At 74.8% G+C, this 13,879-nt stretch carries 13 protein-coding genes; 10 read left to right on the forward strand and 3 right to left on the reverse strand.

Annotated features, from left to right (window positions below):
• Positions 1–87 precede the first annotated feature (87 nt).
• Positions 88–1,443, forward strand: coding sequence for an aldehyde dehydrogenase family protein (locus ACF09K_RS26090; protein ID WP_392247223.1), 1,356 nt, complete (start codon positions 88–90; stop codon positions 1,441–1,443).
• Positions 1,440–2,222 carry a 3-oxoacyl-ACP reductase gene (locus ACF09K_RS26095; RefSeq protein WP_392247225.1) on the forward strand — a complete coding sequence of 261 codons (783 nt, stop codon included), beginning with the start codon at positions 1,440–1,442 and terminating at the stop codon, positions 2,220–2,222. The genes ACF09K_RS26090 and ACF09K_RS26095 overlap by 4 nt, the downstream gene beginning before the upstream one ends.
• 240 nt (positions 2,223–2,462) lie before the next feature.
• Here the strand turns inward: ACF09K_RS26095 and ACF09K_RS26100 are convergent, their stop codons facing one another.
• A complete protein-coding gene (locus ACF09K_RS26100; protein ID WP_392247227.1) occupies positions 2,463–3,665 on the reverse strand; it encodes an amino acid deaminase/aldolase in 1,203 nt (400 codons plus the stop codon).
• A gap of 1,568 nt (positions 3,666–5,233) precedes the next feature.
• Between ACF09K_RS26100 and ACF09K_RS26105 the strand changes: the two genes are divergently transcribed.
• Together ACF09K_RS26105 and mycP are read left to right on the forward strand one after the other, a co-directional pair.
• Complete coding sequence (locus ACF09K_RS26105) at positions 5,234–6,040, forward strand: hypothetical protein (RefSeq protein WP_392247229.1); 807 nt, start codon at positions 5,234–5,236, stop codon at positions 6,038–6,040.
• On the forward strand, positions 6,037–7,239 hold the full coding sequence (gene mycP / locus ACF09K_RS26110; protein WP_392247231.1) for a type VII secretion-associated serine protease mycosin: 1,203 nt from the start codon (positions 6,037–6,039) through the stop codon (positions 7,237–7,239). The genes ACF09K_RS26105 and mycP overlap by 4 nt, the downstream gene beginning before the upstream one ends.
• Positions 7,240–7,401: 162 nt before the next feature.
• On the opposite strand, the gene ACF09K_RS26115 is transcribed toward mycP, so the two are convergent.
• A complete protein-coding gene (locus tag ACF09K_RS26115; protein WP_392247233.1) occupies positions 7,402–8,427 on the reverse strand; it encodes a serine hydrolase in 1,026 nt (341 codons plus the stop codon).
• A gap of 150 nt (positions 8,428–8,577) precedes the next feature.
• On the opposite strand from ACF09K_RS26115, the gene ACF09K_RS26120 reads away from it, so the two are divergent.
• Positions 8,578–9,345, forward strand: coding sequence for an SseB family protein (locus ACF09K_RS26120; protein WP_392247236.1), 768 nt, complete (start codon positions 8,578–8,580; stop codon positions 9,343–9,345).
• A gap of 6 nt (positions 9,346–9,351) precedes the next feature.
• Here the strand turns inward: ACF09K_RS26120 and ACF09K_RS26125 are convergent, their stop codons facing one another.
• Positions 9,352–9,729 (reverse strand): DUF1844 domain-containing protein, encoded by a 378-nt coding sequence (locus tag ACF09K_RS26125; protein WP_392247238.1) that lies wholly within the window; start codon positions 9,727–9,729, stop codon positions 9,352–9,354.
• A gap of 383 nt (positions 9,730–10,112) precedes the next feature.
• On the opposite strand from ACF09K_RS26125, the gene infC reads away from it, so the two are divergent.
• From infC to ACF09K_RS26150, 5 genes are all read left to right on the forward strand, one after another.
• A complete protein-coding gene (infC, locus tag ACF09K_RS26130) occupies positions 10,113–10,814 on the forward strand; it encodes a translation initiation factor IF-3 (RefSeq protein WP_392247240.1) in 702 nt (233 codons plus the stop codon).
• 108 nt (positions 10,815–10,922) lie between these two features.
• The gene (gene rpmI, locus ACF09K_RS26135; protein ID WP_007829094.1) at positions 10,923–11,117 is read left to right on the forward strand and encodes a 50S ribosomal protein L35; all 195 of its coding nucleotides are present in this window, start codon (positions 10,923–10,925) and stop codon (positions 11,115–11,117) included.
• A 99-nt stretch (positions 11,118–11,216) separates the two neighbouring features.
• Positions 11,217–11,600: a 50S ribosomal protein L20 gene (gene rplT / locus ACF09K_RS26140; RefSeq protein WP_073499619.1), complete on the forward strand. Its 384-nt coding sequence runs from the start codon at positions 11,217–11,219 to the stop codon at positions 11,598–11,600.
• Between the two features lie 140 nt (positions 11,601–11,740).
• Positions 11,741–12,589, forward strand: a complete 849-nt coding sequence (locus ACF09K_RS26145; protein ID WP_392247242.1) for a TrmH family RNA methyltransferase — start codon at positions 11,741–11,743, stop codon at positions 12,587–12,589.
• Positions 12,590–12,644: 55 nt separating this feature from the next.
• Positions 12,645–13,784, forward strand: coding sequence for an ATP-binding protein (locus tag ACF09K_RS26150; protein ID WP_392247244.1), 1,140 nt, complete (start codon positions 12,645–12,647; stop codon positions 13,782–13,784).
• Positions 13,785–13,879: the final 95 nt, after the last annotated feature.

Genomic DNA, 13,879 nt, shown 5'->3' on the forward strand with positions numbered 1-13,879 from the left:
GACCGGTCCGCTTCCGGCCGGCCCACCTCGGACCGGCCCACCTCCGACCGGCTCCCGGCCGGCGACCTCCCTCCGGACCTGCTACGGGTGATCGATCCGGCCACCGAGGAGGTCGTCGCCACCGTCCCCGCCGCCACCGGGGACGACGTCCACGCGGCCGTCGTGCGCGGCACCCGGGCCCAGTCCCGCTGGGCCGCCCTCGCACCCGGCGACCGCGCCCGCCTGCTGCGCCGGTTCGCCGCGCGGGTCGACGAGCACCTCGAGGAACTCGCGCAACTGGAGGTCCGCGAGGCCGGACACACCGTCGGCAACGCCCGCTGGGAGGCGGGCAACGTCCGTGATCTGCTCGACTACGCGGCCGGCGGGGTGGAACGGCTCACGGGACGTCAGATCCCGGTCGCGGGCGGCCTCGACGTCACGATCCTCGAACCGCTGGGCGTCGTCGGCGTCATCGCGCCGTGGAACTTCCCGATGCCGATCGCGGCCTGGGGCGCCGCCCCCGCGCTAGCCGCGGGCAACGCGGTGCTCCTCAAGCCCGCCGAGACGACCCCGCTGACCGCCCTGCGGCTGGCCGAACTCGCCCTGGAGGCCGGCCTGCCGGAGGGCCTCCTCCAGGTGCTGCCCGGCCGCGGCCCCGTCGCGGGCAACGCCCTGGTCGAGCATCCCGGCGTGGCGAAGATCGTCTTCACCGGGTCCACGGCCGTGGGCAGACGGGTGTGGGCGAAGGGCGCCGAGCGGCTCAAGCGCGTCACCCTGGAACTCGGTGGCAAGAGCCCCAACATCGTCTTCGCCGACGCCGACGTCGAGGCCGCCGCCGCGGCGGCTCCCATGGCCTTCCTCGACAACGCCGGACAGGACTGCTGCGCCCGCACCCGCATCCTCGTCCAGCGCGCCGTCCACGACCGCTTCCTGGACCTCCTCGCCCCCGCGATCGAGTCGGTCGTGGTCGGCGACCCGGCCGACGAGACCACGGACATGGGCCCGCTGATCTCCCGCGCCCAGCTGGACCGCGTCCGTTCGTACGTACCGGACGGCCTGCCCGGCATCCGCGGCAAGGCCCCCGACGGCCCCGGTTTCTGGTTCCCGCCCACCGTCCTGACCGGCCTCGACCCCCGTGCGCGCGTCGCCGTCGAGGAGGTCTTCGGCCCGGTCGCCGTCGTCCTCCCCTTCGAGGACGAGGCGGAGGCGGTCGAACTCGCCAACGCCACCGACTACGGCCTCTCCGGCTCCGTCTGGACCCGCGACGTCGGCCGCGCCCTGCGCGTCTCGCGAGCCGTGCGCGCCGGGAACCTGTCCGTCAACTCGCACTCCAGCGTCCGCTACTGGACGCCGTTCGGCGGCTTCAAGCAGTCCGGCATCGGCCGCGAACTCGGCCCGGACGCCCTGACCGCCTTCACCGAGACCAAGAACGTCTTCATCAGCACGGAGGGCCCCGCACAGTGACCAGAGAGATCATCTGCCGCCGGCTCGTCGGCCGCACCGCCGTCATCACCGGGGCAGGCAGCGGGATCGGCCTCGCCGCCGCGCGCCGCCTCGCCTCCGAGGGGGCCCACGTCGTCTGCGGCGACGTCGACGAGACCCGCGGCGAAGCCGCCGCCGAGGAGGCCGGAGGCCTCTTCGTGAAGGTCGACGTCACCGACCCCGACCAGGTGGAGGCCCTGTTCAAGGCGGCGTACGACACCTACGGCAGCGTCGACGTCGCCTTCAACAACGCCGGGATCTCACCCCCCGACGACGACTCGATCCTCGACACCGGGCTGGAGGCCTGGAAACGCGTCCAGGAGGTCAACCTCACCTCCGTCTACCTGTGCTGCAAGGCCGCCATCCCCTACATGCGGCGCCAGGGCAGGGGCTCCATCATCAACACGGCGTCCTTCGTGGCGAGGATGGGCGCCGCCACCTCCCAGATCTCGTACACGGCCTCCAAGGGCGGCGTCCTCGCCATGTCCCGGGAACTGGGCGTGCAGTTCGCGCGGGAGGGCATCCGCGTGAACGCCCTCTGCCCCGGTCCGGTCGACACCCCGCTGCTCCGGGAACTGTTCGCCAAGGACCCCGAGCGGGCGGCCCGCCGGCTCGTCCACATCCCGGCCGGGCGGTTCGCCGAGGCCGACGAGATCGCCGCCGCCGTCGCCTTCCTGGCCAGCGACGACTCCTCCTTCGTCAACGCCAGCGACTTCCTGGTCGACGGCGGCATCTCCGGGGCGTACGTCACCCCGCTGTAGGCCGCTCCCCGCGGTGCCGGGACGAACACGACGCCCCGCCCGGCCGGTACGGCGTTCCCGGCCGCTCCCCACCGGGAGCGCCGGCGGACGGCGCCCCGGACCGGCCACCGGCACACCCCGGAGCCCTCGCCGCACCGGCGGCGGAGGGCTCCCGACCGGCGACCCCTCGAGCCCACCGGCCGGCATCCCCCGGACCGGCGCGGCGAACCGGAACCGCACGACCTGCTCCGTCCGCGCGGCTCAGAGGAACGTCCGGCCCTCGCCCCGGTACGTCGGCACGGTCGCCGTCACCCGGTCGCCCTCGATCAGATGCAGGGTGTCGAACCGCTCGCACAGCTCACCCGCCTTGGCGTGCCGGAACCACACCTTGTCGCCGATCAGCAGATCGTCGGCGGGGGAGCCGAGCAGCGGGGTCTGCACCTCGCCGGGTCCCTCCTGCGGGTCGTAGCGCAGCCCTTCCGGCAGGTACGGCACCGGCAGCCGGTCGCCGCCGGCGACACCGGAGGCGGGGTAGCCGCCGCCGAGGACGGTGACGACGCCGACCCCCGGCCGCCGTACGACGGGCTGGGCGAACAGGGCGGCCGGACGGCCGCTGAACGACGTGTAGTTGTCGAACAGACGCGGCACGTACAGTCCCGAACCCGCCGCGATCTCGGTGACCGCGTCCTCCGCGGCCGTGTGCTGCACACTGCCCGTGCCGCCGCCGTTGACGAACTCCAGGTCCGGCGCCACGGCCCGCACCGCACGCACCACCGCGGCGCGCCGCTCGACGAGTTCACGGCGGGCGGCGGCCTGCATCAGCCGCACCGCCCGTGACCGGAAGGGCCGCCCGGCCACCGAGTCGCCCACGCCCGCGATGTGTCCCTCGTACGCCATGATCCCCACCAGCCGGAACCCCGGCCGTCGGGCCACCGCCCGTGCCACGTCGGCCACTTGGGCCGGGGAGTGCAGCGGGGAGCGCAGCGCGCCGACCCGCACCCGGCCGCCCAGCAGCTTCAGTGAGGTGTCCAACTCCAGGCAGACCCGGACCACTTCGCCTCCCCCGTCGCGCGCGGAGTCGATGAGGTCGAGCTGGGCGACGTCGTCGACCATCACCGTGACGGCGGCGGCGAGCTTGGGGTCGCCGGCGAGTTCCGCGAAGCCGGAGCGGTCGGCGGAGGGGTAGGCGAGCAGGACGTCGTCGAAGCCCGACCGGGCCAGCCACAGGGATTCGGCCAGGGTGAAGGACATGACGCCCGCGAAACCGTCCTTCGCCAGGACGCGTTCCAGCAGGGCCCGGCAGCGGACGGACTTGCTGGCGACCCGGACCGGCTTCCCGCCCGCCCGGCGCACCAGGTCGTCCGCGTTGGCGTCGAACGCCTCCAGGTCGACGACGGCGAGAGGGGCGTCGAGAGAGGCGGTGGCCCGGTCGTACCGGACCCGGTCGGCGGCGCGCGCAGTCATGGACGCAGCCTGCCAGAACCGGTTACCGCAGGGTAGGGGACGTTCCGGGCAGATGCCCCCGGGGGCGCGGACCGGTTCCCGTTCGCGCGGGAACAAGCCGTAGAGTGACGCGCACGCACGGAGGAGGGCTCCGGCCGGTCACCCGTGCCGGGATGCCGGTCCTCCCGTGCGGGTATGCGTGCCCAGGAAGGACCGTCGGGTCCGCACCGGGGCCGCCTGGCCGAGGAGACCGGCCCGCGCAGGCGACGACGGCGCGGGCACGAGGAAACGGGGGGTGCATGAGCACGGAGGCACGCCGCGCCTCGGTCCCCCCGCGCCCCGCGACGCCCCCGCCCCCGGCGGCTCCGCCCCGCCCGCCCCACCCACCGGCGTCCACGGACCCGGACCACGACCACGACGCGGACTCCCGGGCACCCGGACCGCCGCCCGCGGGGTCCCCGTCGTTCCGTACGGCCCCGGCCCCGAAGCCGCCGTCCGTCGCGCCGGGCCTCCCGCACCTGCCGCCCCCGCACCCGGACCACATGCCCCCGCCCCCCGCGTCGGCCCGCTTCCCGGACGGTCCGCCCCGGAGCGGTGGGACCGGCAGGAGTGACGAGGGCCCGTCCCGGACCGGAGCGCACGGGCCGGAGGACGGTCCCCGGTCCGCGGCCCCCGACGGCGGCCGCCGCGCGGTCCCCATACCCCCGCGCCCGGCGGGACCGGCGGAACGGCAGGTCACGCCCCCGGCCCGCTGGGGCGGTTCCCGTCCGGCAGCCGGTGCGGACGGTGCCGGCGGCGCGGGATCGGCCGGTGCCGACCCGGCACGTCCCGCCGTCCCCCGCCCCGCCCGCCCGGACGGCACCCGCTCCCCGCACCCGGCACCCACCCGCGCCACCGGTCCGGAGACCCCTCGCGCCACCGGCCCGGAGGTTTCCCGCCCCACCGGTCCGGAGACCTCCCGCCCGGCAGCCCCGGCAGCCCCGGCAGCCCCGGCAGCCCCGGCAGCCCCGGCAGCCCCGGCAGCCCGTCGCCCCGTACGACTGGACGCCGTCCGGCCCCCGCGTCCGGACGCCGCGCCGGCGAACGGCTCCCGCCCGGCCGCCCCGCAGGCCGCCGGCCAGGACCGCTCCGCCACCCCCCGGGCCACCCCCCGGCCCGGCCCGCGGGACGGCGCGGCCGGCGCCGCAGCTCCGGACCGGACCTCCGCCCCGGCCCCCGCACCCGCCCCCGGCGCGGAAGCCGCACCGCCCGGCTTCTCCCGCCGGGAGACCCGCGACGCGCAAGGCGCCCCCGCCGCACCCCGCGAGCCCGTCCCCGACCACCCCGGCCCTCCCGCCCCCGGCACCGCCTGGAGCCCCCTCCCGCGTTCCTGGGCGCCCGCCCCCGGACAGCACCGGGACGCGCTGTCGACCGCCCTCCCCGGGCGGCACCCCGAAGCGGACGCGCCGCCCGCCTGGAGTCCCGCGACGCCGCTGCGCCACCCCGGCTTCGACGCCCCGTCCCCGGCCGCCGGGGCCGGACCCGACCCGGCCTTGTCGTGGAGCGCTCCGGCGGCGCCGGGCGGAGCACCCGGCTCCGCGCGGCCCGTCGTGAGGTTCGCCGCCCCGGAGGGGTACGGCGACGCCCCGCGCGCGGAGCGTCGCGGGCTGCGCGGGCACACCGTCGCGGCCGCGGCCTGCGTGGTCCTCGGGCTCGGCCTCATCGGCGGTGCCGTCACCGGCAGCTGGCTCGTCGGCGCCCCCGCGGACGCGGGGGAGCGGAGCGTCTACGCCACCGCGGGCGACCTGTGGCACAACGTGCCCGTCGACCTGCTGTTCCCCCCGGCCGTGGACGGACAGGGCGCCGGCCCCGGCGGCGCCGACCGCACCTGGACGCGGATCGCCGTCGCCCCGGACAGCGGCTGCGCCGGCGCCTTCGACCCGTTGCTCGGAAAGGCCCTCGCCCCGGTCGGCTGCACCCGCCTGCTGCGCGCGACCTACACCGACGCCACCCGCAGCTTCGTCACCACCGTGGGCCTGCTGTTCACCACGGCGGACGCGGCCGGCATGCGCGCCCTCGACGCCAGGTTCGACAAGGAGGGACTGGCCGGCCGGACCGACCTCATGCCCCGCCCGTACGCCGCGAAGGGCACGCTCGCCGCCGCCTTCGGCGACGCGCAGCGCGCCTCGTGGACGGTGTCCGTCCTCACCGACGCCCCCGTCGTCGTCTACGCCGTCTCCGGCTGGGCGGACGGCCGTACGGTCGCCGCCGCGCAGTCCGCCGTCGAGGCCACCGCCTCCGGCGCCACCACCGCCGTGGCCCAGGCGGGCCTGGGCCACGAGGCGAAGGGGCTCGCCGACCGCATCGAGCGCGGCCTGCGCAAGACCGCCGTATCGCCCTCGGAGCCGCCGTCATGAGCGGGCGCGGTGCCCGCCGGGCCGGTGTGCTGGGCTGCCTGCTGGCCGCCGCGGTCGCCCTGGTGCCGCCCACCGCCGCGTACGCGGACGGCATCCGAGCCAAGCAGTGGGCACTGGAGGCCCTGCGCACCGAGGAGGTCTGGCGGACCACCAAGGGCGGGGGCATCACCGTCGCGGTCCTGGACACCGGCGTCGAGGCCGACCACCCGGACCTCGACGGCAACGTCCTGACCGGCAGGGACATGGTCGGCTTCGGAGCCGGGCCCGGCGACCGCGCCTGGGCCCGCCACGGCACCGCGATGGCCGGCATCATCGCCGGTCACGGGCACGGCTACGGCAACGGCGACGGCGTCATGGGCATCGCCCCGGAGGCGAAGATCCTGCCCGTCCGGGTGATCCTGGAGGACGGCGACCCGTCCCGCGCCAAAGCCCGCACCACCCGCGGCAACGCCCTCGCCGAAGGCATCCGCTGGGCCGCCGACCAGGGCGCCGACGTCATCAACCTCTCCCTCGGCGACGACTCCGCGTCGGCCCACCCCGAACCCGCCGAGGACGAGGCCGTCCAGTACGCGCTGAAGAAGGGCTCGGTCGTCGTCGCCTCGGCCGGCAACGGCGGCGAGAAGGGCGACCACATCTCCTACCCGGCGGCCTACCCGGGCGTCATCGCCGCGACCGCCGTCGACCGCTACGGCACCCGCGCCTCCTTCTCCACCCGCCGCTGGTACGCCACGGTGAGCGCCCCCGGCGTCGACGTCGTCATCGCCGACCCCGACCACAAGTACTACGAGGGCTGGGGAACCTCCGCCGCGGCGGCCTTCGTCTCCGGCGCGGCCGCCCTCGTCAAGGCCGCCCACCCCGACCTGACCCCGGCGCAGATCAAGAAGCTGCTGGAGGACACCGCCCGCAACTCCCCCACCGGCGGCCGCGACGACTCCCGCGGCTTCGGCTTCGTCGACCCGGCCGCCGCGATCGAGGCCGCCACCGGCCTCGAACCCGAGGGCCTGCGGGCGGCGGCGTACGGCGAGGAGTACTTCGGCCCCGGCCCGGACGAGCGGAAGGCCGAGGACGCCGCCTCCGGCTGGGCCGGCCCGCTCGCGGGCGGCACCGGGGGAGTGCTGCTGGTGGCCGCGGTGATCCTGTGGCGGGGCCGCCGCGCCCGCGACCGCGAGGACGGTCAGCAGCAGTACGACGTCCTGTAGACGCCGCTCTCCGGCCGGCCCCGGCCCCCGGACGACGCCGGCCGGGACCGCTCGGCCCCCGGGCGCGCCCATCTGGCCCGCCCGGCCCCGGGCGTCGCCCATCCGGCCGGCCCCGGCCCCCCCGGACAACGCCCGCCCGGTCACCGGGCCGGCCCGCTCGCGTCAGGCGTCCGTGAAGGCGGACAGCGCCGCCCCGGCCGCCGCTTCCACCAGCGCGATCCCCTCGGCCCGCGTCCGGTTGCCGTCCGACAGCACGGCCACCAGGTAGTCGCGCCCGCCGGACGTCACCCGCCCGATGCTGTTGACGTCCCACAGCCCCGTCGCCGTACGCGGCAACCAGCCGTTCTTCAGCGCCCACGCCGACCCGTCGGCGACGGCCGAGACCCCCCAGCTCTGGTCCGCCGCGATCTGCCCCATCAACGACCGGAGGTACGCCCGCGAGGCCTCGTCCAGCGCCGACGCGGTGCCGAAGACCTGCCGCAGCAGCGTCAGCTGGTCGGCCGCGGTGGTCCGGGTCAGCCCCCACAGCGCGCCGTCACCGCCCCGGGTGCCGGTGAGTCCGAACCGCAGGTTCGCCGCGTCGAGCCCCGCCGCGCCGCCGATGGAGTTCCACAGCGCGGTCGCCGAGGCGTTGTCGCTGTGCTCGATCATCGCGGTCGCGTACGCCTCCTCCCGGGCCGTGAGGCGCCGGCCGGCGTCCTGCGCCCGGAGCAGCAGCGCCGCCAGGATGTCCACCTTGACGATGCTCGCCGTGTCGAAGGCACCGGTGCCGTGGACGGCGCTCCGCCCGGATTCCACGTCGAGCACGGCCACCGAGACCGCGGCGGCGTCCGGCACGGTCACCGAGGCCATCGCCTCCGCCAGCAGGACGTCGCGGTCGACCACGGACCCGGACCCGGCCCCGGAACCCGACGTGGACCCGGGCGTGGACCCGGACCGGATCACGGACTCCACCGATGCCTCCCCGCTCGTCGCCGACGGCACCGACGCCGAGGGCGACGGTGCCGTCGACGATACGGCGCCGGGACCCGGGTGCGCCCGCGCCTTCACGTACACCGTCCCGGCCGCCGAGGCGCCGAGCACGGCCACGGAGGCGAGCGCGCAGGAGAGGAGGGGACGGCGCCCGGACGGACGAGCGCGGCTGCCGCGGCGTGCCCCGCGCTCTCTGGGTTCTCTGGAGGACTGCATGCCCGTGATGCTGGAGGCGCCGGCTGTGCGCCCCGTCAGACCCGGATCAAAGGTGTGTCAGGGTTTTCTGAGAAACCCGTGAAAGCGGTCACCGCCGTGTTCCCGGCCCCCCGCAAGGCCGGCGGTTTCCCCCCGATAGGGTCGGTGACCGTGGCGAACAAGAACATTCCCGACCCCGGTTTCTCCGACGACGACGGCTCCGCCGACCCCGTGCTGAGCGCGGCGCTCGCCGCCTGGGCCGAGGACCGCACCGCCGTGGGACCCGTACTGGAGGCGCTCGAGGGCGCCCGGCTGCTCGTCCCCGTCGTCGCCGTGCTCGGGGAGGTGGAGGAGGACGAGAACGGGCTGCGCCGCGAGAAGACCAGCGACATGGCCGTACCGACCCTGAAGGCGGGGGACCGCACGGCGCTGCCGGCCTTCACCTCCACCGCGTCCCTCGCCCGCTGGGACCCGAAGGCGCGCCCCGTCGCCGTGCCCCTGCACCAGGCCCTGCGGGCGGCCGCGCACGAGAAGGCCGACACGGTCGTCCTCGACATGGCCGGGCCGGTCGCCTTCGAACTGACGGGGCCCGCGCTGCTGGCGCTCGCCGAGGGCCGCACCACGACGGACCCGCTGGCCGACCCGGCGGTCGTCGACGCGGTACGGGCCGCGGTGGCCGCCGAACCGGCCGTCCTGCGCGCCCACCTGGTGCCCGGCCGGTCCGACGGCACCCTCGGCACCCTCGGCACCCTCGGCACCCTCGGCACCCTCGCCCTCGTTCTGGCCCCCGACGCCGCTCCCGCCGAGGCCGCGCGGGCCGTGGCGGAGCGCATCGCCGCCGACGAGACACTGAGGGCCCGCCTGGTGCGCGGCCTCGACCTGGCACTCCTGCCGGCCGGAACCACCCCTCCGGGCGAGCCCTTCTACCTGCGCGACTGACGAACCTCAGCCGTAGACCGGCCCGGTGTACTTCTCGCCAGGGCCCTGGCCCGGCTCGTCCGGGACGATCGAGGCCTCGCGGAAGGCGAGCTGGAGCGACTTCAGACCGTCGCGCAGCGGTGCCGCGTGGAAGGAGCTGATCTCGGTCGTGCTCGCGTCCAGCAGGCCGGCGAGGGCGGTGATCAGCTTGCGGGCCTCGTCCAGGTCCTTGTACTTGTCGCCCTCCTCGGTGAGGCCGAGCTTCACGGCGGACGCGCTCATCAGGTTGACGGCGACCGTCACGATCACCTCGACCGCCGGGACCTCGGCGATGTCGCGGGTCATCTCGTCGAAACCGGCGGTGCCGGAGGGCTCGGGGCTGTCCGAGGGGGAGGTCTCACTCATGCCCCACACGATAGGGCCCGCCGCACGCCCCCTTGACAGCAGGAGGCCGCGGACACCGGATTCGCGCACGCGTGAACGAGCTGCTAACCTCGTGTAACGACCGGTCGGACACGCGTGCCCCTCAGCAGGCGGATCCGGCCCACAAGTGGAGGCTCCGAACTCCCACCCGACCACCCTCCGGGGCGGCGGGTCACCCCGGTCAGGCGGCCACCATCGTTCCGTACGGACGATGGAGTCGCCCGGTAGTGCGCCCCGCGGTCCTCGCGGCGGTGCTCCGGTAGTGCTTGGAGCCCCGCGTGTGATCGTTCGGGGCATTTTTTGTGCTTCGGCGTGGTTATCAACCAAACGAACACAGACGTTACGCGGCCGTTCGCCAGACTGCCGTGTGGTGCTACCGAGGAGGATCCATCAGCGCCGAGCCCCGTATCAACGACCGGATTCGCGTTCCCGAGGTGCGACTTGTCGGTCCCAGTGGTGAGCAGGTCGGCATCGTGCCGCTCGCGAAGGCACTGGAGCTTGCGCAGGAGTACGACCTGGACCTGGTCGAGGTCGCGGCAACCGCCCGCCCGCCGGTCTGCAAGCTCATGGACTACGGGAAGTTCAAGTACGAGTCGGCCATGAAGGCCCGTGAGGCGCGCAAGAACCAGGCGCACACGGTCATCAAGGAGATGAAGCTCCGGCCGAAGATCGACCCGCACGACTATGACACCAAGAAGGGTCACGTCGTCCGGTTCCTCAAGCAGGGCGACAAGGTCAAGATCACGATCATGTTCCGTGGTCGCGAGCAGTCCCGGCCCGAGCTGGGCTACCGGCTGCTGCAGCGTCTGGCGGAGGACGTCCAGGACCTCGGGTTCATCGAGTCGAACCCGAAGCAGGACGGCCGAAACATGATCATGGTTCTCGGTCCGCACAAGAAGAAGACCGAGGCGATGGCCGAGGCACGTCAGGCCCAGGAGGCCCGCAAGGCCGAGGCGAAGGCCAACCCGGGCCGCTCGCAGAACGCCGCGGATTCCGACGCCGTGAACGCCGAGGGATCCGGGGACGACGCGCGGTCCGAGTCCGCCGAGGCCTCCGCCGAGGCGTGACCCCCCGGGACTTCGGTCCCAGGACGTAACCGATACAAGCGACGCTCCACCTGTGCCCGGTTTCACGACCGGGCACCGGAGCGCCACCGACGAGGAGAGAACGGCGCTATGCCGAAGAACAAGTCGCACAGCGGTGCCAGCAAGCGCTTCAAGGTCACCGGCTCCGGCAAGGTGCTCCGCGAGCGCGCCGGCAAGCGCCACCTGCTCGAGCACAAGTCGTCGCGCCTGACGCGTCGCCTCACCGGCAACGCCGAGATGGCCCCGGGCGACGCCAAGAAGATCAAGAAGCTTCTCGGCAAGTGACGTACGGGCGCCTCGCCGCCGTACGTACGTCTGAACCGGGACCCAATCGTTTCCGGGCCGTGTGAGTCCCACCGCGGCCCCGCTACAAGGAGTTAAAAAGTGGCACGCGTCAAGCGGGCAGTCAACGCCCACAAGAAGCGCCGGGCGATCCTCGAGGCGGCCTCCGGCTACCGCGGTCAGCGTTCGCGCCTGTACCGCAAGGCCAAGGAGCAGGTCACCCACTCGCTGGTCTACAACTACAACGACCGCAAGAAGCGCAAGGGCGACTTCCGCCGGCTGTGGATCCAGCGCATCAACGCCGCTGCCCGCGCCAACGGCATCACGTACAACCGCTTCATCCAGGGTCTGAACGCCGCGAGCATCGAGGTCGACCGCAAGATCCTGGCCGAGCTGGCGGTCAACGACCCGACCGCGTTCGCCGCGCTCGTCGAGGTCGCCCAGAAGGCGCTGCCGTCGGACGTGAACGCGCCGAAGGCTGCGTGACGCCGCGCCGGCTGAGCCGGAAGTGACATGACTCGGACCCGCAGGCCACCCGCCTGCGGGTCCGAGTGCGTCCGCCCCGGACTGCTTCCGCCCCCGCCGCCCCGTCCCGCCCCCCGCCGACCCACCGAAGGTGAACCCCGATGCCCCCCGCCACCCCCGACCTCGTCTCCCCCCGTTCCGCCCGCGTCCTGGCCGCCAGGCGCCTCGCGCGACGCAACTTCCGGGGGAAGGAGCGGCTGTTCCTCGCGGAGGGCCCGCAGGCCGTACGGGAGGCCGCCGCCCACGGCGACACCCTCGTGGAGCTGTTCGCCACCCCCGAGGCCGCGGAGCGCCACGCGGGCATCGTCGGCGAGGCCCGGGACGCCGGCGCCCGCGTGCACCTCGCCGACGAGCGGGTCATCGAGGACATCTCCACCACCGTCACCCCGCAGGGCCTCGTGGGCGTGTGCCGCTTCGTCGACACCCCCTTCGACGACGTCCTCGCCGCCCGCCCCCGCCTCGTCGCCGTCCTCGCGCACGTCCGCGACCCCGGCAACGCCGGCACCGTCCTGCGCTGCGCCGACGCGGCCGGCGCCGACGCCGTCGTCCTCACCGACGCCTCCGTCGACCTGTACAACCCCAAGGCGGTACGGGCCTCGGTCGGATCGCTGTTCCACCTGCCGGTCGCCGTCGGCGTCCCCGTCGAGCGGGCCGTCGCCGGGCTGAGGGACGCCGGGGTGCGCATCCTCGCCGCCGACGGCGCCGGCCGGGACGACCTCGACCACGAACTGGACGAGGGCACCATGGGCGGCCCCACCGCCTGGGTCTTCGGCAACGAGGCCTGGGGGCTGCCCGAGGAGACCCGGGCCCTCGCCGACGCCGTCGTCCGCGTCCCGATCCACGGGAAGGCCGAGAGCCTGAACCTCGCGACCGCCGCGGCCGTATGTCTCTACGCGTCGGCCCGTGCACAGCGCGCCTCCGGAGGGTGCCGCTCCGTCACCGACAGCTAGTAGGGTGACCAGCTCGGGGGGCCTCTTCCGGGAGGACGGGAGGTGAGGTAAGGGGATGGGTGTCGGCACGAGCAGCGCACCGGGAGCCGGGGGACCGGGGCGCCCGCCCGCGGCCCGACCGGCCGGTGACCCCACCGGACTCGGCATCGACCCCGACGACCTGCCCGACGGGCTGGTCGTCGCCGACGAGCACGGGTACGTCGTCTGCTTCAACGCCGCCGCCGAGCGCATCACCGCCGTTCCCGCCGCCGAGGCCCTCGGACAGCGGCTCGACAAGGCCCTGCCGCTGGAGGACCTCGAAGGCCGCCGCTGGTGGCAGCTGACCGACCCCTACAGCGGACTCGCCATCCGGGTGGGCCAGCCCGAACGCAACCTGCTGCTGCCCGGCGGACGTGAGGTCCTCGCCTCCGCCCGGTACGTCCGCGGCGAGCCCACCGGCCCCGTCCGCCGCGTCGTCGTCTCCCTCCGCGACACCGAGGCCCGCCGCCGCACCGAGCGCAGTCACGCCGAACTGATCGCCACCGTCGCCCACGAGCTGCGTTCCCCCCTCACCTCCGTGAAGGGGTTCACCGCCACGCTCCTCGCCAAGTGGACGCGGTTCACCGACGACCAGAAGCGGCTGATGCTGGAGACGGTCGACGCCGACGCCGACCGCGTCACCCGGCTCATCGCCGAACTCCTCGACATCTCCCGGATCGACTCCGGCCGGCTGGAGGTGCGCCGGCAGCCCGTTGACATGGGCGCCGCCGTCGGCCGCCACATCCAGGCCTACGTCGCCGCCGGGCAGCCCGCCGACCGGTTCCTGCTGCGCATCGAACAGCCGCTGCCCCCCCTGTGGGCCGACCCCGACAAGGTCGACCAGGTGCTCAGCAACCTCATCGAAAATGCGGTGCGGCACGGCGAGGGAACCGTCACCATTGACGTCACGCCCGCCCCGTCCCCCCGCGAGGGGGAGGACACCGGCACGTCGGTCATCGTGAGCGACGAGGGCACCGGCATCCCGGAGGAGTCCATGAACCGCGTCTTCACCCGCTTCTGGCGGGGCAGCAAGCGCGGCGGCACGGGCCTCGGGCTGTACATCGTCAAGGGCATCGTCGAGGCCCACGGCGGCGTCATCACGGTCGGCCGCGCCCACGGCGGCGGCGCCGAGTTCCGATTTACGCTGCCCGTGGCGGCCCCGGCCTATCTGGCCTAGCCACCGCGGGCGCATCGGTACGTTCTCACCCCGTTAGACTCGGCCTTTGGCACCTTCGTGTCCCATGGACGGCCCTCCGAGTGAGCCGGTGACGG

Source organism: Streptomyces sp. NPDC014882, from assembly GCF_043081325.1.
GTDB lineage: Bacteria > Actinomycetota > Actinomycetes > Streptomycetales > Streptomycetaceae > Streptomyces.

What these genes read in the sequence shown, in the direction of transcription:
- rpmI (WP_007829094.1), top strand. Translation starts at nt 10,923, where the DNA reads ATGCCGAAGAACAAGTCGCACAGCGGTGCCAGCAAGCGCTTCAAGGTC.
- ACF09K_RS26115 (WP_392247233.1), bottom strand. Translation starts at nt 8,427, where the DNA reads ATGCAGTCCTCCAGAGAACCCAGAGAGCGCGGGGCACGCCGCGGCAGC.
- ACF09K_RS26125 (WP_392247238.1), bottom strand. Translation starts at nt 9,729, where the DNA reads ATGAGTGAGACCTCCCCCTCGGACAGCCCCGAGCCCTCCGGCACCGCC.
- ACF09K_RS26145 (WP_392247242.1), top strand. Translation starts at nt 11,741, where the DNA reads ATGCCCCCCGCCACCCCCGACCTCGTCTCCCCCCGTTCCGCCCGCGTC.
- mycP (WP_392247231.1), top strand. Translation starts at nt 6,037, where the DNA reads ATGAGCGGGCGCGGTGCCCGCCGGGCCGGTGTGCTGGGCTGCCTGCTG.
- ACF09K_RS26150 (WP_392247244.1), top strand. Translation starts at nt 12,645, where the DNA reads ATGGGTGTCGGCACGAGCAGCGCACCGGGAGCCGGGGGACCGGGGCGC.
- ACF09K_RS26100 (WP_392247227.1), bottom strand. Translation starts at nt 3,665, where the DNA reads ATGACTGCGCGCGCCGCCGACCGGGTCCGGTACGACCGGGCCACCGCC.